This is a genomic window from Streptomyces cathayae, from assembly GCF_029760955.1.
Classification (GTDB): Bacteria; Actinomycetota; Actinomycetes; order Streptomycetales; family Streptomycetaceae; genus Streptomyces; species Streptomyces cathayae.
In genome coordinates, this window is record NZ_CP121682.1 from 3,454,664 (window position 1) to 3,473,375 (window position 18,712).

The 18,712-nt window shown below is 70.5% G+C and carries 17 protein-coding genes; 10 read left to right on the plus strand and 7 right to left on the minus strand.

Annotated features, from left to right (window positions below):
• Positions 1–101 precede the first annotated feature (101 nt).
• Entirely contained in the window at positions 102–1,004 is a 903-nt protein-coding gene (locus PYS65_RS15630) for a DUF3558 family protein (RefSeq protein ID WP_423836093.1), read from the plus strand.
• Positions 1,005–1,153: 149 nt separating this feature from the next.
• Entirely contained in the window at positions 1,154–2,584 is a 1,431-nt protein-coding gene (locus PYS65_RS15635) for a DUF2637 domain-containing protein (RefSeq protein ID WP_279334563.1), read from the plus strand.
• Between the two features lie 107 nt (positions 2,585–2,691).
• On the opposite strand, the gene lysS is transcribed toward PYS65_RS15635, so the two are convergent.
• Positions 2,692–4,440 carry a lysine--tRNA ligase gene (gene lysS / locus PYS65_RS15640; protein ID WP_279334564.1) on the minus strand — a complete coding sequence of 583 codons (1,749 nt, stop codon included), beginning with the start codon at positions 4,438–4,440 and terminating at the stop codon, positions 2,692–2,694.
• A 245-nt stretch (positions 4,441–4,685) separates the two neighbouring features.
• Between lysS and argS the strand changes: the two genes are divergently transcribed.
• Positions 4,686–6,443: an arginine--tRNA ligase gene (gene argS, locus PYS65_RS15645; protein ID WP_279334565.1), complete on the plus strand. Its 1,758-nt coding sequence runs from the start codon at positions 4,686–4,688 to the stop codon at positions 6,441–6,443.
• A gap of 142 nt (positions 6,444–6,585) precedes the next feature.
• Here the strand turns inward: argS and hemB are convergent, their stop codons facing one another.
• Together hemB and PYS65_RS15655 are read right to left on the minus strand one after the other, a co-directional pair.
• Complete coding sequence (gene hemB, locus PYS65_RS15650; RefSeq protein WP_279334566.1) at positions 6,586–7,581, minus strand: porphobilinogen synthase; 996 nt, start codon at positions 7,579–7,581, stop codon at positions 6,586–6,588.
• 63 nt (positions 7,582–7,644) lie between these two features.
• Entirely contained in the window at positions 7,645–8,295 is a 651-nt protein-coding gene (locus PYS65_RS15655; protein WP_279334567.1) for a TetR/AcrR family transcriptional regulator, read from the minus strand.
• A gap of 165 nt (positions 8,296–8,460) precedes the next feature.
• Here PYS65_RS15655 and PYS65_RS15660 point away from each other — a divergent pair, with 165 nt between their 5' ends.
• On the plus strand, positions 8,461–9,795 hold the full coding sequence (locus PYS65_RS15660; RefSeq protein WP_279334568.1) for an NAD-dependent succinate-semialdehyde dehydrogenase: 1,335 nt from the start codon (positions 8,461–8,463) through the stop codon (positions 9,793–9,795).
• A 108-nt stretch (positions 9,796–9,903) separates the two neighbouring features.
• Here PYS65_RS15660 and PYS65_RS15665 read toward each other — a convergent pair whose 3' ends face one another.
• Positions 9,904–10,566, minus strand: coding sequence for a lamin tail domain-containing protein (locus PYS65_RS15665; RefSeq protein WP_341483687.1), 663 nt, complete (start codon positions 10,564–10,566; stop codon positions 9,904–9,906).
• 625 nt (positions 10,567–11,191) lie between these two features.
• Here PYS65_RS15665 and helR point away from each other — a divergent pair.
• The 3 genes from helR to PYS65_RS15680 all read left to right on the plus strand — a co-directional run bounded on the left by helR (position 11,192) and on the right by PYS65_RS15680 (position 14,629).
• The gene (gene helR, locus PYS65_RS15670; protein ID WP_279334569.1) at positions 11,192–13,336 is read left to right on the plus strand and encodes an RNA polymerase recycling motor ATPase HelR; all 2,145 of its coding nucleotides are present in this window, start codon (positions 11,192–11,194) and stop codon (positions 13,334–13,336) included.
• 87 nt (positions 13,337–13,423) lie between these two features.
• Positions 13,424–14,026 (plus strand): RraA family protein, encoded by a 603-nt coding sequence (locus PYS65_RS15675; protein WP_279337964.1) that lies wholly within the window; start codon positions 13,424–13,426, stop codon positions 14,024–14,026.
• A gap of 75 nt (positions 14,027–14,101) precedes the next feature.
• Entirely contained in the window at positions 14,102–14,629 is a 528-nt protein-coding gene (locus tag PYS65_RS15680) for an SMI1/KNR4 family protein (protein WP_279334570.1), read from the plus strand.
• 823 nt (positions 14,630–15,452) lie between these two features.
• Here the strand turns inward: PYS65_RS15680 and PYS65_RS15685 are convergent.
• The 3 genes from PYS65_RS15685 to PYS65_RS15695 all read right to left on the minus strand — a co-directional run bounded on the left by PYS65_RS15685 (position 15,453) and on the right by PYS65_RS15695 (position 16,771).
• Entirely contained in the window at positions 15,453–15,965 is a 513-nt protein-coding gene (locus PYS65_RS15685; protein ID WP_279334571.1) for a hypothetical protein, read from the minus strand.
• Positions 15,958–16,170 carry a helix-turn-helix transcriptional regulator gene (locus PYS65_RS15690; protein WP_279334572.1) on the minus strand — a complete coding sequence of 71 codons (213 nt, stop codon included), beginning with the start codon at positions 16,168–16,170 and terminating at the stop codon, positions 15,958–15,960. Before PYS65_RS15690 ends, PYS65_RS15685 begins: the two co-directional genes overlap by 8 nt.
• A gap of 178 nt (positions 16,171–16,348) precedes the next feature.
• Entirely contained in the window at positions 16,349–16,771 is a 423-nt protein-coding gene (locus PYS65_RS15695; protein ID WP_279334573.1) for an ATP-binding protein, read from the minus strand.
• 163 nt (positions 16,772–16,934) lie between these two features.
• On the opposite strand from PYS65_RS15695, the gene PYS65_RS15700 reads away from it, so the two are divergent.
• The 3 genes from PYS65_RS15700 to PYS65_RS15710 are packed head-to-tail and all read left to right on the plus strand — an operon-like array spanning position 16,935 to position 18,652.
• Complete coding sequence (locus PYS65_RS15700; RefSeq protein WP_279334574.1) at positions 16,935–17,768, plus strand: helix-turn-helix domain-containing protein; 834 nt, start codon at positions 16,935–16,937, stop codon at positions 17,766–17,768.
• A complete protein-coding gene (locus PYS65_RS15705) occupies positions 17,765–17,980 on the plus strand; it encodes a DUF397 domain-containing protein (protein WP_279334575.1) in 216 nt (71 codons plus the stop codon). Before PYS65_RS15700 ends, PYS65_RS15705 begins: the two co-directional genes overlap by 4 nt.
• Before the next feature lie 60 nt (positions 17,981–18,040).
• Entirely contained in the window at positions 18,041–18,652 is a 612-nt protein-coding gene (locus PYS65_RS15710; RefSeq protein ID WP_279334576.1) for a nucleotidyltransferase family protein, read from the plus strand.
• Positions 18,653–18,712 lie beyond the last annotated feature (60 nt).

Here is an 18,712-nt window from a genome sequence, read left to right on the forward strand (position 1 = left end):
AAGGAAGACCACACGAACGGCGCACCGCGTACGGTGACCCCTCGGACCCCTTTTCGACCGCAGGTTCGACCACGGGTTCGACCGCAGGGAACACGAGCGTCATGAGTGAAGGAACCATGCAGCGACGAGCAGAGTGTGACATGGGGGTACCGCCCACGCCGTCCGGGCAGCGGGGGAGAGCCAAGCGCCTCAACCGCGTTCTTGTCTGCGCGGCGGCCGTCCCCGCGATGCTGATCGCCGCCGGCTGCTCCTCGGACTCCGGCTCCGACGGCGGCGAGGACAAGGCGGCCGGCGCCTCCGCGTCGGCGTCCGCGAGCCCGTCCCCGACGGTGCGGGCGGCGGTGTACACGGACCTCCCGGAGGCGTGCGGCGCCCTGTCGGAGAAGACCCTGGACGACCTCGTGCCCAAGGCGAAGTCGGGCAAGGAGAGCCAGTCCGACGACATCGCCACGCGTGCCGGCTGCTCCTGGGACAGCCTCACCAACAACGGTGTGGACGGCTCGCAGTTCCGCTGGCTGAACGTGTCGATGCTGCGCTTCGACTCGGACGTCGCACGCGGCGCGGGCGACGAACTGGCCAAGGAGTACTACGCCAAGCAGGTCAAGGACGTCCAGGCCACCGACGGCGCCAAGGGCCTCGAGGCGGAGCCGCTCTCCGGCACCGGCGACGAGGCGACGGCCGTGCGCTACGACCTGAAGAAGAAGGAAGGCACCTTCAAGCAGCAGACGGTGGTGGCGCGCGTCGAGAACGTGGTCATCACCCTCGACTACAACGGGGCGGGCCTCGCCGGGGACAAGACGCCGAGCGCCGACGACCTGATGAAGGACGCGAAGAAGGCGGCCGCGGAAGCGGTGACGTCCGTGACCGGGACCAAGGACGGCAAGGACGACAAGGGCAGCAAGGACGACAAGGCCGACGAGGGCGACAAGAACAGCAAGAACGGCAAGGACGACGGAGACGGCGGGGCCCCCGGGAGCGGCGCGCCGCTGGAGTCGAAGAGCTGACGAACGGGCACAGAAGCGTGCACGGAGACGTACCCGAAAGCGCACACGGGACCGTGCGGTGAGGCTCTGGTACCGAACCGGCCACCCGTCCTCCGCACACATGTGCCACTCTGTTGCGCGCAACAACACGCAAGAGGAGGGGAGTACGGGTGGCCGCGCCCATTCAGCTGACTCGCACGCACCGGATACTCATCGGCGTGGTCGTCGCCGGAGCCGTGGTCATCGCCGGGATCGGCTTCGCGGGTTCGTACGCGGCCGTCCGTGAACTGGCCCTGCAGAAGGGCTTCGGCAACTTCAGCTACGTGTTCCCGATCGGCATCGACGCCGGCATCTGCGTCCTGCTGGCCCTGGACCTGCTGCTGACCTGGATCCGCATCCCCTTCCCGCTGCTGCGGCAGACGGCGTGGCTGCTGACGGCGGCCACGATCGCCTTCAACGGCGCGGCGGCCTGGCCGGATCCGCTCGGCGTGGGGATGCACAGCGTGATCCCCGTCCTGTTCGTGGTGTCGGTGGAGGCCGCCCGGCACGCGGTCGGCCGGATCGCCGACATCACCGCGGACAAGCACATGGAGGGCGTCCGCCTCACCCGGTGGGTGTTGTCGCCGATCCCCACGTTCCTGCTGTGGCGGCGGATGAAGCTGTGGGAGCTGCGGTCCTACGAGCAGGTCATCAAGCTGGAGCAGGAACGTCTCGTCTACCAGGCCCGGATGCGCTCCCGCTTCGGCCGGAGCTGGCGCCGCAAGGCCCCGGTGGAGTCCCTGATGCCGCTGCGCCTGGCCAAGTACGGCGTCCCCCTCGCCGAGACGGCCCCGGCGGGCCTGGCGGCGGCCGGCATCGAACCGGCCGTGCTCCCGCCGGCCCCCGAGCACCGGACGGCCGTGGACGGCGGCCCGGCCATGACGTCACCGGCGCCCGCCCTGCAGCAGGCGGCCCCGCCCACCGAGCGGCGCCCCGAGCTGACGGGCGACCCCGAGACCGCGGCCCCCCGAAACCCCCAGGATCTTCCGGACTCCCAGGACCTCCAGGACCTCCGCACCCCCCAGGGCCCCCCGGACCTCCGCAAGTCCCCGGATGCGCAGGAGCCCGCGGCACAGCCCCCGTCCGACCGGCAGCCCGCCCCGGACCAGAACCAGTGGCTGCACTCCCGGCACCCGCAGACCGTCGAGTACCACGGCGGCTACGACCCCACGTACGACCCGGACACCGCGTACGCCCAGTGGTACGCGGAGCAGGAGCAGGCCGAGCAGTACCGCCGGCAGTTCGAGGAGGCGCCCCCGCTGCGGGAGCCGTCCCCGGAGGACACCGGCACCTTCCCCATCCCGGTCGGCCCGGGCCGCACCCGTGAACTGGGCGACGGCGGCGGCCCTCCGGAGCCCCAGGTCCAGGCCCCTGACACCGAGGACTACTACAGGCTGTTCAAGCAGTCGATAAGTGGCGGCGGCTACCCGACTCCGCGCGAGTTCGGCGAATACGTCGAGGCGACGTACGGCCACGCCCTGCTGGACGCCGACGCCAAGCGCATGGTCCTGGACTTCCAGAACCGCCACTCCGTCGAGCTGGAGGAAGAACACATCGCGTGACCCGCAGGTCCGCATGCCCCGCACGCGGACGAGCACGCGGTGGAACGGCGACGGGGGCGCCCGGTGGAACACCGGGCGCCCCGTCCTCGTACGTGTCGCTGTGCCGGTCAGTGACCGAGCAGCCTCCGCACCCGGTCCTGGCCCACCGCGAGCAGCAGGGTGGGCAGGCGCGGGCCGGTGTCACGGCCGACCAGCAGGTGGTAGAGCAGCGCGAAGAAGGACCGCTGCGCAGTCTTGATCTCCGCCGGCAGCTCCTTCGGCGTGGCGTCCGCGGGGAAACCGGCCTGCACCTTGGGAACCCCGTACACGTGGTGCGTGAGCCCGTCCAGCGACCAGTGGTCGGCCAGCCCGTCGACCAGCAGCCGCAGGGACTCCCTGCCCTGCTCGTCGAGCGACTTCAGCAGCTCCTCGTCCGGCTCCGTACGGACGATGGTGCGCTGGTCGGCGGGGACGTGGAGGGAGATCCACGCCTCGGCCTTGTCGTAACGCGGCCGCGCCTCGTCCAGGGAACCCAGCGGGTTCGCGGGGTCGAAGTCGCTGAGGATGCGCAGCGCCTGGTCCGGGTGCCCGCCGGTGATGTCGGCGACGGAGGCGAGGGTGCGGTACGGCAGCGGCCGGGGCGTCCTCGGCAGCGCGCCGCTCGCCGTGCCCACCGCGCGGGAGTGCGCGGCGACGTCGGCGGGCAGCCCGGTGCCCTCGGCGACCTTGGCGTCGAGCCGGTCCCACTCGTCGTAGAGGCGCTGGATCTCCTGGTCGAAGGCGATCTTGAAGGACTGGTTGGGCCGGCGGCGGGCGTACAGCCAGCGCAGCAGCTGCGGCTCCATGATCTTCAGCGCGTCGGCGGGGGTCGGCACGCCACCGCGCGAGGACGACATCTTCGCCATGCCGCTGATCCCGACGAACGCGTACATCGGGCCGATCGGCTGCTTGCCGCCGAAGATCCCGACGATCTGCCCGCCGACCTGGAACGACGACCCCGGCGACGAGTGGTCGACGCCGGACGGCTCGAAGATCACGCCCTCGTACGCCCAGCGCATCGGCCAGTCGACCTTCCAGACCAGCTTGCCGCGGTTGAACTCGCTCAGCCGGACCGTCTCCGAGAAGCCGCACTCGGTGCAGGCGTAGGTCAGCTCGGTGGAGTCGTCGTCGTAGGCGGTGACGGTGGTGAGGTCCTTCCCGCAGTTGCCGCAGAACGGCTTGTACGGGAAGTAGCCGGCGGAGCCGAGGCTGCCGTCGTCCTCGGCGGCCGCGCCGGAGCCCTCCGCCGCCTCCAGCTCCGCCTCGTCGACCGGCTTCTGCTGCTGCTTCTTCGCCGGGGCCGGGGCCTTCTTGGTGCGGTACTGCGCGAGGATCGCGTCGATGTCGCCGCGGTGCTTCATGGCGTGCAGGATCTGCTCGCGGTAGGCACCGGAGGTGTACTGCTCCGTCTGGCTGATCCCGTCGAACTCCACGCCCAGCTCGGCGAGCGACTCGACCATGGCGGCCTTGAAGTGCTCGGCCCAGCTCGGGTACGGGGAGCCCTTGGGAGCGGGGACCGAGGTGAGCGGCTTGCCGATGTGCTCGGCCCACGTCTCGTCGACGCCCTCGACCCCGGCGGGGACCTTGCGGTACCGGTCGTAGTCGTCCCAGGAGATCAGGTGCCGCACCTGGTGGCCGCGGCGGCGGATCTCGTCGGCGACCAGGTGCGGGGTCATGACCTCGCGGAGGTTCCCGAGGTGGATCGGGCCCGACGGTGACAGTCCGGACGCGACGACGACGGGTTTGCCCGGGGCCCGACGCTCCGATTCCTCGATGACGTCATCCGCGAAACGGGAGACCCAGTCGGTGGTCTCGGTGCTCTGAGCCACGATCGGCACGTCCTTCTTTCTGCTCGGGCAGCCGGTACGGTCGCACGGCTGACCCCTCCATTCTCCCAGCCCGGACCGCATCCGCGAAAACCGCTTTTCACCGGCGCCCCGGAACACGGGTCCGTGCCGGCGTACGGCTCCGCCCCGCGGGCCCGACGAGCCCCCGCCGGCCCGCGGCCAGGAAAACGCCGTGCCACCCGTGGGATACTGACCAGGTCTATCTGAACCCACGAGGAGAACGGGCACCCCCTCCTATGGCCTCGGTCACATCGCTCACCGATCTCGTCAACCAGCAGCTCTCGTCCGCCCTCTCCGCCACCCGGCCGGAGGCGTCCGCGGACCCGCTGCTGCGACGAAGCGACCGGGCGGACTACCAGGCCAACGGCATCCTGGCGCTGGCCAAGAAGGCGAAGGCCAACCCGCGGGAGCTGGCCACCGAGGTCGTGGCGCACCTCACGACCGGTGACCTGATCAAGGACGTCGAGGTCTCCGGCCCCGGCTTCCTCAACATCACCGTCGCCGACCGGGCGATCACCGGGAACCTCGCCGCGCGGCACGCGGACGGCGAGCGCCTCGGCGTGCCGCTGAAGGAGAACGCGGGCGTCACGGTCGTCGACTACGCCCAGCCGAACGTGGCGAAGGAGATGCACGTCGGTCACCTGCGGTCGGCGGTCATCGGCGACGCCCTGCGCGCCCTGCTCGACTTCACCGGCGAGAAGACGATCGGCCGGCACCACATCGGCGACTGGGGCACCCAGTTCGGCATGCTCATCCAGTACCTGTTCGAGCACCCGGGTGAGCTGGCCCCCGCGGACGAGGTCGACGGCACGCAGGCCATGAGCAACCTGAACCGCGTGTACAAGGCGTCGCGCGCGCTCTTCGACTCGGACGACGAGTTCAAGGAGCGGGCCCGCAAGCGGGTCGTCGCCCTCCAGTCCGGTGACAAGGAGACGCTCGAGCTGTGGCAGCAGTTCGTGGACGAGTCGAAGGTCTACTTCTACTCCGTCTTCGAGAAGCTCGACATGGAGGTCCGCGACGAGGAGATCGTCGGGGAGTCCGCGTACAACGAGGGCATGCCCGAGACCGCCCGGCTCCTGGAGGAGATGGGCGTCGCGGTGCGTTCCGAGGGCGCGCTCGTGGTGTTCTTCGACGAGATCCGCGGCAAGGACGACCAGCCGGTCCCGCTGATCGTGCAGAAGGCCGACGGCGGTTTCGGCTACGCGGCCTCGGACCTGACGGCGATCCGCGACCGCGTCGTCGACCTGCACGCGACCACGCTGCTGTACGTCGTCGACGTGCGCCAGTCGCTGCACTTCAGGATGGTCTTCGAGACGGCCCGCCGGGCCGGCTGGCTCAGCGACGACGTCACCGCGCACAACATGGGCTACGGCACGGTGCTCGGCGCGGACGGCAAGCCGTTCAAGACGCGTGAGGGCGAGACCGTGCGGCTGGAGGACCTGCTGGACGAGGCGGTGCAGCGGGCCGCGGAGGTCGTGCGGGAGAAGGCGCGGGACCTCACCGAGGACGAGATCCGGGAGCGGGCCGCGCAGGTCGGCATCGGAGCCGTGAAGTACGCGGACCTGTCGACGTCGCCGAACCGGGACTACAAGTTCGACCTCGACCAGATGGTCTCCCTGAACGGCGACACGTCCGTCTACCTCCAGTACGCCTACGCCCGTATCCAGTCGATCCTGCGCAAGGCCCCCGACGGCGTACGCCCCTCGGCGCACCCGGAGTTGGCCCTGCACGAGGCCGAGCGGGCGCTGGGCCTGCACCTGGACGGGTTCGCGGAGACGGTGGCGGACGCGGCGCGGGAGTACGCCCCGCACAAGCTGGCCGCCTACCTGTACCAGCTGGCGTCCCTGTACACGTCGTTCTACGACAAGTGCCCGGTGCTGAAGGCCGAGTCGCCCGAGCAGGTGGCCAACCGCCTGTTCCTGTGCGACATCACGGCCCGCACCCTGCACCGGGGCATGGCCCTGCTGGGCATCCGGACCCCCGAGCGGCTCTGACCCGCACCGACGCACGAGCCGCGGCCCGTCCTCTCCTCGGGAGGAGAGGACGGGCCGCGGCCGTTCACGCGATCGACCGGCTCCGCTGCGTCCGGCCGGACGCAGCGGAGCCGGTCCTGCCTCGAGACCACCGTGGGCTGAGCTACTCCCCCAGCTTCCGGGCGACTTCGGTGGCCCAGTAGGTGAGGATGTTCTGCGCGCCGGCCCGCCTGATGCCGGTCAGGGTCTCCAGGATCGCCCGGTCGCGGTCGATCCAGCCCTTCTCTGCGGCGGCCTCGATCATCGAGTACTCACCGGAGATCTGGTACGCGGCCACCGGCACGTCCACGGCGTCGGCGACCCGGGCGAGGATGTCCAGATACGGACCCGCCGGCTTGACCATCACCAGGTCGGCGCCCTCCGCCAGGTCCAGCGCCAACTCCCGCATCGACTCACGGACGTTGGCCGGGTCCTGCTGATACGTCTTGCGGTCGCCCCGCAGCGACGAACCGACGGCCTCACGGAACGGCCCGTAGAAGGCGGAGGCGTACTTGGCGGTGTAGGCGAGGATCGCGACGTCCTCGCGGCCGATCTGGTCGAGAGCGTCACGGATGACGCCGATCTGCCCGTCCATCATCCCGCTGGGCCCCACGACATGGGCGCCCGCGTCGGCCTGCACCTGCGCCATCTCGGCGTACCGCTCGAGGGTCGCGTCGTTGTCGACCCGCCCCTGGTCGTCCAGCACCCCGCAGTGCCCGTGGTCCGTCGTCTCGTCGAGACAGAGGTCGGACATGACGAGCAGGTCGTCGCCGACCTCGGCCCGCACGTCCCGCAGGGCGACCTGGAGAATCCCGTCCGGGTCGGTGCCCGCCGTGCCCAGGGCGTCCTTCTTCGACTCCTCCGGAACCCCGAACAGCATGATCCCGGAGACTCCGGCCGCCACGGCCTCGGCCGCCGCCTTCTTCAGGGTGTCGCGCGTGTGCTGCACCACCCCCGGCATCGCCTCGATCGGCACCGGCTCGGTGACCCCCTCGCGGACGAAGGCCGGGAGGATGAGGTCGGCGGGGTGCAACCGCGTCTCGGCGACCATCCGGCGCATGGCGGGGCTGGTGCGCAGACGCCGGGGCCGGGTACCGGGAAAAGATCCGTACGTCGTCATACCTCCCACGCTACGCCCGCCCGCCCCGTACCTTTACCGACGCCGAGTCGGCCCGGCTCGCCGTCAGTGCGGCCCGAGGGCTCCGGACGCCAGCCCCAGCTCGGCCTCCGCGAGGGTACGGGCCATGTCCGCGATCGGGGCGGCCCGGTGCCCCACGCCGGTGTTGACGTAGGCGCTGGTCCCGTCGATCGCGACGTGGATGCGGACGGCGGACGCCCAGGGGTCGGCGCAGCGGAAGTCTCCCGCCGCCACCCCGGTGGCGACCACCCGCTCGATACGCCGGCACCAGAGCAGGTCCTGCTCGACGACGTGCTCGCGGAGGACGGGACGGTAGCGCGCCAGGTGCCGGGCGTTGAGCCAGAGCCTGCTGACGTCGTCGAAGTCGGCGCTCGAGGTGAGCGAGAAGAGCCGCCGCAGCGCGCGCACCGCAACGCCGGGGCCGGAGTCGGGGCCCGGGCCGGCGGGCAGCTCCGGCAGCAGACCGTCGAGCTCCGCCAGGGTGGCGCTGGTGAAGGCCTCGGCGACGAGCCTGTCGGCCGCGGGGAAGTAGTGGCCGACGAGCCCGGGCCGGACGCCGAGCTCGTCGGCGACCCGGCGCAGGGTGACGCACTCCAGCCCTTCAGCGAGCCCGACCCGTGCGGCGGCGGTGACCATCTCGCTGCGGCGCTCGGCCGGCGCCTTGCGGACACGCTTTTCCGGACCCCTTGACGTCATGACCGGGAATGTTATTGAGTGAACGACCAATAAGACAATCGGACAATGAGGCACCAGGGCACACACTCCCCTGTGCGCGGCCGCCCTGTGCCGCCTCAGCCACCCCGGAGCCCCACCCGCACCCCTCTCCTCACTCTTCCTCTCCCCCGGAGCACTGGAGCACTGATGTACGCCGTCACCGACCCCACCACCGGCGAAGTCGCCGAGCTCTACCCGACCGCCGGTGAGGCCGAGGTCGAGGCGGCCCTCACCGCCGCCCACGCCGCCACCGCGTGGGGCCGTACCAGCACCGTCGCCGAACGCTCCACCCTGCTGCGCCGGCTCGGCGACCTCCACGCGGAGCACCGGGCCGAGCTGGCGGCGAGCATCGTGCGCGAGATGGGCAAGCCGCTCGCGGAGGCCGAGGGCGAGGTCGACTTCTGCGTCGACATCTACCGCTACTACGCCGACCACGCCGAGGAGTTCCTCGCCGACGAACCGCTCGACGTCACCTCCGGCCCCGGCAGCGCCGTCATCCGGCGCAGCCCGCTGGGCGTCCTGCTCGGGATCATGCCGTGGAACTTCCCGGCCTACCAGGTGGCCCGCTTCGCCGCCCCGAACCTCGCCCTCGGCAACACCATCGTCCTCAAGCACGCCCCGCAGTGTCCGGCCACCGCTGCACTGCTGGAGCGGCTGTTCACCAAGGCGGGCTTCCCGGAGGGCGCGTACGTCAACCTCTACGCCACCAACGAGCAGATCGCCGAGGTCATCGCCGACCCGCGCGTCCAGGGCGTCTCGCTCACCGGCTCGGAGCGGGCCGGTTCCGCCGTCGCCGAGATCGCCGGACGCCACCTGAAGAAGGTCGTCCTCGAACTCGGCGGCTCGGACCCGTTCCTCGTGCTGTCCACCGACGACCTCGACGCGGTCGTCGACGCCGCCGTCGCCGCCCGCCTGGACAACACCGGCCAGGCCTGCAACGCCGCCAAGCGGTTCGTCGTCGTCCAGGACCTCTACGACGCGTTCGTCGAGAAGTTCACCGCCCGCCTGCTCGCCGGCGCGACCGGCGCTCCCCTGTCGTCGGCCGCCGCCGCCGAGAACCTGGGCCGCCAGGTCGACGAGGCCGTCGCCGAGGGCGCCACCCTGCACACCGAGGGCGAGCGGCACGGCGCCTACTTCCCGGCCGGGGTCCTCACGGGCCTCACCACCGACCACACCGCCGCCCGCCGGGAACTCTTCGGCCCGGTCGCCATGGTCTTCCCGGCCGCCGACGAGGACGACGCCGTCCGCATCGCCAACGACACCCCCTACGGCCTCGGCTCCTACGTCTTCACCACCGACCCCGCCCAGGCCGAACGCGTCGCCGACCGCATCGAGGCCGGCATGGTCTTCGTCAACGGCGTCGGCGCCGAGGGCGCGGAACTGCCCTTCGGCGGCATCAAGCGCTCCGGCTTCGGCCGCGAACTCGGCCGCCCGGGCACCGAGGAGTTCGTCAACAAGAAGCTGATCCGCACCGTGGCCTGACCGAGCTGCCGGCCGTGCGCCCGGACCGCCCCGGTCCGGGCCCTGGCCCGGAAAACGCCCGAGGGCGTGTCACGGCCGGCTGCCGTGACACGCCCTCGGGGCGGTGAATCAGCGCTGGTGGCGCCCGTTGTCGTTACCGCGCTCGTCGGCCCGGTTGTTGCTGCGGTCGTGGCCGCGGTCACGGTCGTGACCACGGTCACGGTTGTCGCCACGGTCACGGTCGTGGCCACGGCCACGGTTGTCGCCACGGTCGCGGTCGTAGCCGCGGTCACGGTCGTAGCCGCGGTCACGGTCACGGTCGCGGTCATGGCTGCGACCACGGCCCCAGCTCTCGGTGTCGACGACCGAGCCACGGCGGTCCGACAGGGTGGCCCGGTCGGAGCGGTTGTCCCAGATGTGGTGGCGGCGGTCCTGGTAGACGTCGTGGCGGGTGTCACGGCCGGAACCCGTGTGCACCTTGACCGTCGAGCGGCCGTTCAACCGCAGGTGGCGGAAGGTGTACTTGTCGCCCTTGCTGTTGCGCAGGGTCCAGCCCCTCAGGTCGACGCTGTGGCGGGACCGGTTGGTGATGTTCACCCACTCGCCGTTCAGCGAACGGTTGCTGCGGGTGTCCGGGCCGGGAGCGTTGTACTGGACGGCGCTGATGACGACCTGCCGGCGGTCGGGGGCCCTGTCCTGGACGGCGGACGCCGGCAGGGCGGCGGCCGCCACGACGGAACCGGTCACCAGGGCGACGGCGGTCAGACGGCGAGCGGCGGAAGAAGCAGACATGCGGTCCCCTTCGCATTGGTGCGCCGACCCGCCCCGGGTACGGACGGGCGGCGCTCTCCGAGTGGTACGTCCCGGCTGGCTGCCGAGGTCTCACACCCTGCCGCCACGACAGCCCCTTTCACAGGAAGTCCCGCCACAGGTGACCTAATACAGACATGTCCGAAACACTCGGTTGCCAGATGCACACACATCGTTCGAATACGGGGTTCGGATCGATGCACCGCACACCGACCCGTGGCCTGTCCGGGTCCATCACCGTTCCACCAGGCCCACGCCCCGCCACGCCACCGCACGCGCCACCCTGCCGTTCCCCTGAAAGTGGGTAACAGGGCCGTCCGGGCACAGGGGGTGAAGGACGTGAGCACACGAGACGCACCCGAAGCCCACACCAGGCGCACACGAGGCGCCGCTCCACGGCGAAGAAGGTACTGCCTCTCCGCGGTGCGGATCGAAAAGGCGACATCGAAGCGACGACGAGGGCCGGTGGTGGAACGCCACGCGAGGGCTGCGGGAAAACAAAAAGGCAAGGAGGCGAACCCACTCCCTGCCACTCTCAACCTATAGCGCACCGGGGGGCTTGCGGCAAGGCCCCCGTCATGGCGCAGAATCACTGACCGTGAACCCGATGAACCACCCGATGACCAGTGTGTTCGCCCTCCCCGAACGCCTCTCCGCCAAAGCCGACCCGCACCTGATCGCCGGGGACGAACAGCACTTCGCGGCCCTCGCGGAGAGCCTCGAGCAGACGATCACCGAGCTCTCCGACCGCCGCGACGCCACCCTCAGGGCGCCCGGCGGGGTCGGCCGGGAGGCCATGGACCGGGACATCGAGGTGCACCGGCTGACCTCCCGCCTGCGCGCCCTGCGCCGCTTCGGCCTGGACCTGTGCCTCGGGCACGTCGTCGGCGCGGACGACGGCGAGCCCGTGTACATCGGCCGGCTCGGCCTCACCGACAACGCGGGCCGTCGCCTGCTGCTCGACTGGCGTTCCCCCGCCGCCGAACCGTTCTTCGCGGCGACCCACGCCCACCCGATGGGTCTCGCGAGCCGCCGCAGGTACCGCTGGACCGGTGGCCGCATCAGCGACTACTGGGACGAGGTGTTCACCGCCGACGGGCTGGAAGGGCACGCCGCGCTCGACGACCACTCCGCCTTCATCGCCAGTCTGGGCGGCAACCGGTCGGCCCGGATGCGGGACGTGCTCGGCACCATCCAGGCCGACCAGGACGCCGTCATCCGCGCGGGCTCGCGCGGCGCGCTCGTCGTCGACGGCGGCCCGGGTACGGGCAAGACCGTCGTCGCCCTGCACCGCTCCGCGTACCTCCTCTACTCCGACCCCCGCCTCGGACACCGCAGGGGCGGCGTGCTGTTCGTCGGCCCGCACCAGCCCTACCTGGCCTACGTCGCCGACGTCCTGCCCGGCCTCGGCGAGGAGGGCGTGCAGACCTGCACCCTGCGGGACCTCGTCCCCGAGGGGGCCGCGGCAACGGCCGAGACCGACCCGGAGGCGGCCCGCCTGAAATCGTCCGCGGACCTGGTGAAGGCGATCGAGACCGCCGTCCGCTTCTACGAGGAGCCGCCCACCCGGGCCATGACGGTCACCACCCCCTGGTCGGACGTCCTCCTGACCGCCGACGACTGGGCCGAGGCCTTCGAGGCGGCGGAACCGGGCATCCCGCACAACGAGGCACGCGACCACATCTGGGACGAGCTGGTCACGATGCTGCTGGACAGGCAGAGCCGCGACGATGTCTCCCCCACCCTGTTCCGCAAGGCCCTGGCCCAGAACAAGCAGCTGCTCACCGCCCTCAACAACGCCTGGCCCCTCCTCGAACCCACCGACCTCGTCTCCGACCTCTGGTCGGTCCCCGCCTACCTGCGCCTGTGCGCCCCCTGGCTCGCCCCCGACGAGGTACGCGCACTCCAGCGCGCGGACGCCCAGGCCTGGACGGTGTCCGACCTGCCCCTCCTGGACGCGGCCCGGCAGCGGCTCGGCGACCCGAAGGCGTCCCTGCGCAAGCGCCGCCACGACGCCTCGGTCGCCGCCCAGCGCGAGCGGATGGCCGCCGTCATCGACAACGTCATCGCCTCCGACGACGACGGCGAGGGCGCGGTGACCATGCTGCACGGACGGGACCTCCAGGACACCCTGATCGACGAGAGCGCCCTGCCCACCCCCGAACCGGACGCGCTCGCCGGCCCGTTCGCCCACATCGTCGTCGACGAGGCCCAGGAACTGACCGACGCCCAATGGCAGATGCTGCTCCTGCGCTGCCCGTCCCGCAGCTTCACCGTCGTCGGCGACCGCGCCCAGGCCAGGCACGGCTTCACCGAGTCCTGGCGGGAACGACTCCGACGAGTCGGCCTCAACCGCGTCGACGTGGCCACCCTGAACATCAACTACCGCACACCGGAAGAGGTCATGACGGAGGCCGAGCCGGTCATCCGCGCCGCCCTCCCGGACGCCAACGTCCCGACCTCCATCCGCAGCAACGGCATCCCCGTCGTCCACGGCCCCCTCTCCGACCTGGCCTCGATCCTCGACACCTGGCTCACCGCCCACGACGACGGAATCGCCTGCGTCATCGGCCATCCCACGTTCCGCTCCACGCCCCGCGTCCTGTCCCTGACCCCGGAACTGTCCAAGGGCCTGGAGTTCGACCTGGTCGTCCTCGTCGACCCGGACTCGTTCGGCGAGGGCATCGAGGGAGCCGTCGACCGCTACGTCGCAATGACCAGAACGACCCGACAACTCGTCATCCTCACCTGACGCCGTAGCCGGTTCCCGTACGCTCCGATCCCTGACCGCGACGTCTTCGAAACACGTCCTTGAAACAGAGGAAGCGATGAACCAGGCATTCACGCACGTTCCCCCACCACCCTCGCCGACCTGCTGGGCCGCGCGCAGGTCATGGACATCGGCATCCGCCCGCTGTGGAACGCACCGCGCGTCGCGGGGCCCGCGTACACGGTGCGGTGCGAGCCCGGCGACAACCTGATGCTGCACGCCGCGATCTACCGGGCCGCGCCGGGCTCGGTCATCGTCGTGGAGTCGGGCGACGTGGACCACGCCCTCGCCGGCGGCAACGTCTGTGCCGTCGCCCGGCGCCGGGGCGTCGCGGCCTTCGTGGTCGACGGTGTCATCCGCGACCTCGGCGAGGTGCGCGAGGCCGGCTTCCCGGTCTTCGCGCGCGGCGTCATCCCGATCCCCGGCACCAAGGAGAAGATCGGCGCGCTCGGTGAGCCGGCCCGGGCCGGCGGCGTCCTGGTGCACCCCGGGGACATCGTGGTCGCCGACGAGGAGTGCATCGTCGTCGTCCCCGCCGCACGCGAGGAGGACATCCTCACGGCAGCTCGGACGAAGCTCGCCAAGGAGGCCGAGGAATCCCTCGACACCTGGGAGTCAAACCACCGCGCCCGCATAGAAAAGGCCCTGACCGAACAGGGCTTCACCGGCTGACCGGCGTCGACGGGCCGCCTGTCCGGGACGCCGATGCGAAGGTCGAATGTCAGCGTGGACGGCTACGGTACGCCCGTGAACGAAATGACCGGTGAAGACCGCTGCCTTCCGCCCGCCCTCGCCGACGTGGCCCGCGCCGAATTCGACTACGCCGACGGTGACGGGATCGACTTCGATCCCTACGACGTTTTCTACTCGGCCGAGGAGACCACCGGCTGGCTGCGCCAGTGGACCGGAAACCCCGATGTCGACGGCGATGCCTACCGGGTCTTCGGCCAGAACGGCGCCGGTGGTCTCGCGGCCGTCTGGTACGGACGGCCCGGTCGCCCCCTCACCGAGCAGCCCGTGGTGTTCATGGGCTCGGAAGGTGAGTGCGGCGTCGTGGCCGGGAACCTGTCCGACTTCCTGTGGGTACTGGCCGACGGCACCGGACCGCTGGAGTCCGTGCTGTACGAGGAGCACGAGGCACGCCCGAACCTGGAGCTCACCGAACTCGCCGAACGCCACGCCACCACCCCGCGCCGTCCGGCCCGGGACATCATCACCGAGGCCCGCGCCGAATTCCCCACCTTCACCGACGGCATCGACGAACTCTGCCGGTGAGGAACCTCGCACGAGGTGCCCGCCTGTGACCACCCGAGCACGCGGCCTTCCACGCCCCGAAGCTCAGCCCTGCGGCCCTCGGAGCACGCGCACACCCTCTCCGGTCCAAGGCTCGTCGGCGAGAACGACACGGGACAGCTCGCGAACGCCGCTGAATGGAGAAGTGGGGCCAGGGACTGGAGATGTGCTGCGGTCGACCGGTCCACATCGCCGTCCACGTCTTCATCCTGGACACCGGTGTCTTCCCGCACCCGCCGGTCAAGCGCTGGGCACGATCATCGTCGAAGCGCGGCTCCCTGCCTGAACAGGCAGACGCCTCGGGGTTTCTCACGTGCTGAAGCGACACGACTCCGAGCGCAGGAGGCCACCCACCGACAGTCGCCGCGAGTGCGACGACGAGCAGCCGGGCGAGACGGACGGCACGGTGAACTGGTGAAGCGGGTGCACAGTGCGGCAATTCCCTGACTCACCTCACTCAAGGCGTTCGCATGAGTGCACCTCACAAAAAGGACGACGGCCGTGACCGCTCGGTGGACGCGGCCTCGCGGTGCGCGGTGTCGAGGTGGACGCTCGCACCCCGGGCGTGAACACCTGCCCAGAAGCGTGAGCACTTCGGCCACCAGTGTCCGGATGCCGCTCGTTTGAGCGCTCACGCAACACTTTCCTGCCGACTGCTCACGCTTTCCAAAGAGGTACTCACCCCCGGCCGTACACGCCAATGTCAGGTTCCCCTCGGCCCAGGTGGCGACGCAGCCGATGCAGGGGGCGTCGGCTCCCGGGCCGAGCCGCAACTCGACGCCGACGTGGGCGACGGGCTCAGCGGTCAGCTGTCCAGACGCGCGTACTGCCGCTCGACGGCCTTCGAGCTCCACTCTCCCAGCACCCAGTCGATCGCATAGGAAACCGCGAACAGCGCCAGGAACTCAGCGCTGAGGAGGGCCACCAGCCCGAGTGTGCCCTGGACATCGAAGGGGAGGGCGGAGGTCAGCTCCTGCGTGTCCCCGAGCGCGAGGCCGGCAAGACTGAGGCCGGTGAGAACCGCGGCGAACAGGAGCGCCCCGCGCAGGTAGGCGCGCCGCCTCTGACGACGGCTGGGTGCGTCCGCACCGGTGGGAAGCTCGACCCCCATGAGGGACCGAGGCGCCTCGGCGCCCAGCACGCGCTGCACCAGCGCGAACACCCCCGCGCCACCGACGAGGACCAGGATCGCCGCGGTGTTCGTCACCTCCTTGGTCCGGATGTACTCCCAGACGAGCACCCCGAGGGCTGCGAACATGACGGCGCCCAGGGCGACGAGGGCTGACCTGCCCGCCTTGATGTGCTGACGCTCATCCATGGTGTCCGTGCGCTCCTTCTTCCCAGAACAGGGAGTTGAGATCGGTGTCCAGTGCCCGGCAGATGGCGACACACAGGCTGAGGGTCGGGTTGTGAGTACCCGCCTCGATCATGGAGATCGTCTGCCGTGTGACCCCAACCTGTCCGGCCAGGTCTGCTTGGGTCATGCCGAGTGCCACCCGCTTGAGCCTCATGCGCGTGTTCACGCGCCGAGGCTCGCGGGCGCTTCGAGTCGCGGCCATGTGTCATGTATACCCGACACGATGTCGCATATACAAGACATTCCTTGAGGGCGGGACGCGGCCACGGTGCTCCGGCGCCACCCAGGGAGCGGTGCGGTTCACCGACCCGGCAGGGCTCTCCCCGCGGGCAGCCGAGCGGCCGTCACCGGGCGAGGTCCAGCTCCGCCCACACCGTCTTGGCCGGCACCGGACCACCGCGTACGCCCCAACGGTCGGCCAGTTCCTCGACCAGCAACAGGCCGTAGCCGGACTCGGCGGGTTCCGAGGAGGCATCCGGGTGGGTGGGCAGGCTCTCCCCCCGGGCGTCGGTGACCTCAATGCGCAACACCCCGTGCGCGGCGACCGTCAGGGAGAGACGGAAGCTCCGGCCGGGGACACGGCCGTGCACGGCGGCGTTCGCGGCGAGTTCGGCGACGATCAGCCGGGCCGGGTCCAACGGGAGTTCCCAGGAGCGCAGTTGCTCTATGGCAAGCAGGCGGGCGAGACGAGCACCCCGGCGGGTGGCGGAGAGCGGCACGGTGAACTGGTGGACCGAAGTGCCCGGAGCGGCGATTTCCTGATTCACATCACCCAGCGTGTTCACGCATGCGTACCGTGTGAAGTCGGATGGCCCGTGCGACCGGCGGCTGTCCGTGAGGTGTCCGGTTCCGTCCGGGCTGCCCGGGGTGACCGGGCGCGGGCAGCCGGAGTTGGTCCGGGGAAGGGCGCACGACGGGAGGGTGGCGGACATGAACGAGTGGGAAGCGGGACAGGACGACGAAGAGGCCGGGGCCGTGATGCGGACGGTCGTACGGCAGTTGAAGCTGTGGCGGGAGTCGGCCGGCCTCACCCAGGCGGAGTTCGGGACGGCCATCGGGTACGGAGAGGAACTGGTCTCCTCGGTGGAGCGAGGGCGACGGATCCCCCGACCGGAGTACTTGGACGCGGCGGACGAGGTGCTGGGAGCGAGCGGGAAGATCGCGGCGCTCAAGCAGGATGTGGCGGAGGTCCGGTACCCCAAGAAGGTGCGGGATGTGAAGCGCTTGGAGGAGGAAGCCGTCGAGATCTGCTCGTACAACAACTCGGTCATCGACGGGTTGTTGCAGACCGAGGAGTACTCACGGGCCGTATTCAACTCCCGGCGTCCCCCGTTCACGGAGGAGGAGTTGGAGCAGCAGGTGACCGCGCGGGCGGCACGCCAGGAGATCGTAGAGGGCGCCGCCGCGTTGCCGGTCTTCAGCTTCGTCCAGTGCGAGTCGACTTTACGGCGCCCCTATGGGGGCACAATGGTGATGCGCAAGCAACTCGAACAACTGTTGCGGTTGGGCGGGTTGCGGAACGTTGACATCCAGGTCATGCCTCTTGGGCGTGAGGGAAACGCCGGGGTCGACGGCCCGTTCCGAGTGCTCAGACTCAAGGACGGCACCACCGTGGGATACAACGAAGTGCAGCTCACCAGCCGTGCGATCGTCGACCCGAAACTCGTTCAGGTCCTTGAGATCCGCTATGGGATCATCCGAGCCCAGGCCCTCGACCCCGAAGAGTCCCTGGCCTTCATCGAGAAAATGCTGGGAGAGCCATGAGCTTCAAGCCCAACTCCGGGGACGGGACAGTGCCCGAGTGGATAAAGAGCAGCTACAGCGGTGCAGACACCCCCTCCTGCGTCGAAGTCGCCGCCACCCCCGAGACCATCCTCGTCCGCGACTCCAAGAACCCGAACGGCCCCCGCCTCACCCTCGCCCCCACCACCTGGGCGACCTTCCTGCCGTACGCCTCGGATGCCTCGGAGGGCTGACGCGCACGGGCCGCCCTGCCGCCCGCAGGGCACCCGCTTTCGTCGTGGTAGGCATGTGCGGTGATCGGTCGCCTTCCGCTGGACGAGCAACTCACTGCCCTGAGAACTACGTTGTCCCGCAACGAGACCCTGCTGGAGGTGCTCGACCGGACCGCGGCGCTGGATCTGCCCGGCTGGTACCTGACGGCGGGCTGCCTCTTTCAGACCGTGTGGAACGTCGTCACGGACAGGCCTCCCACCGAGGGGATCAAGGACTACGACGTCTTCTACTTCGACGACCGCGACCTGTCGTGGGAGGCGGAGGACGCGGTGATCAGCGCGGCGGCGCAGGCCTTCGCCGACCTCCCGGCCAAGGCCGAGGTCGAGGTCGAGGTCCGCAACGAGGCCCGCGTCCACCTCTGGTACGAACAGAAGTTCGGCGTCCCGTGTCCCCCGCACACGTCGACCGAGGCGGCGATCGACAGCTTCGCCGCGACCACCTGCTGCCTGGGCGTGCGGCTGGAGCCCGGTGGCCGGTGGCGCGTCTACGCGCCGCACGGACTCTCCGACGTGTTCCGGCTCGTCGTGCGCCCCAACCCGGTACTCGCGCCGCGTGCCGTGTACGAGGCCAAGACGGCACGCTGGCGTCGGCAGTGGCCCGAGCTGACCGTACTGGAGTGGCCCGCGGCCTGAGCCAGGGCGGGCGGGGCGTTCGTCAGGGGCCGCACGAGAAGTGGCGGGGTGCGCCCTCAC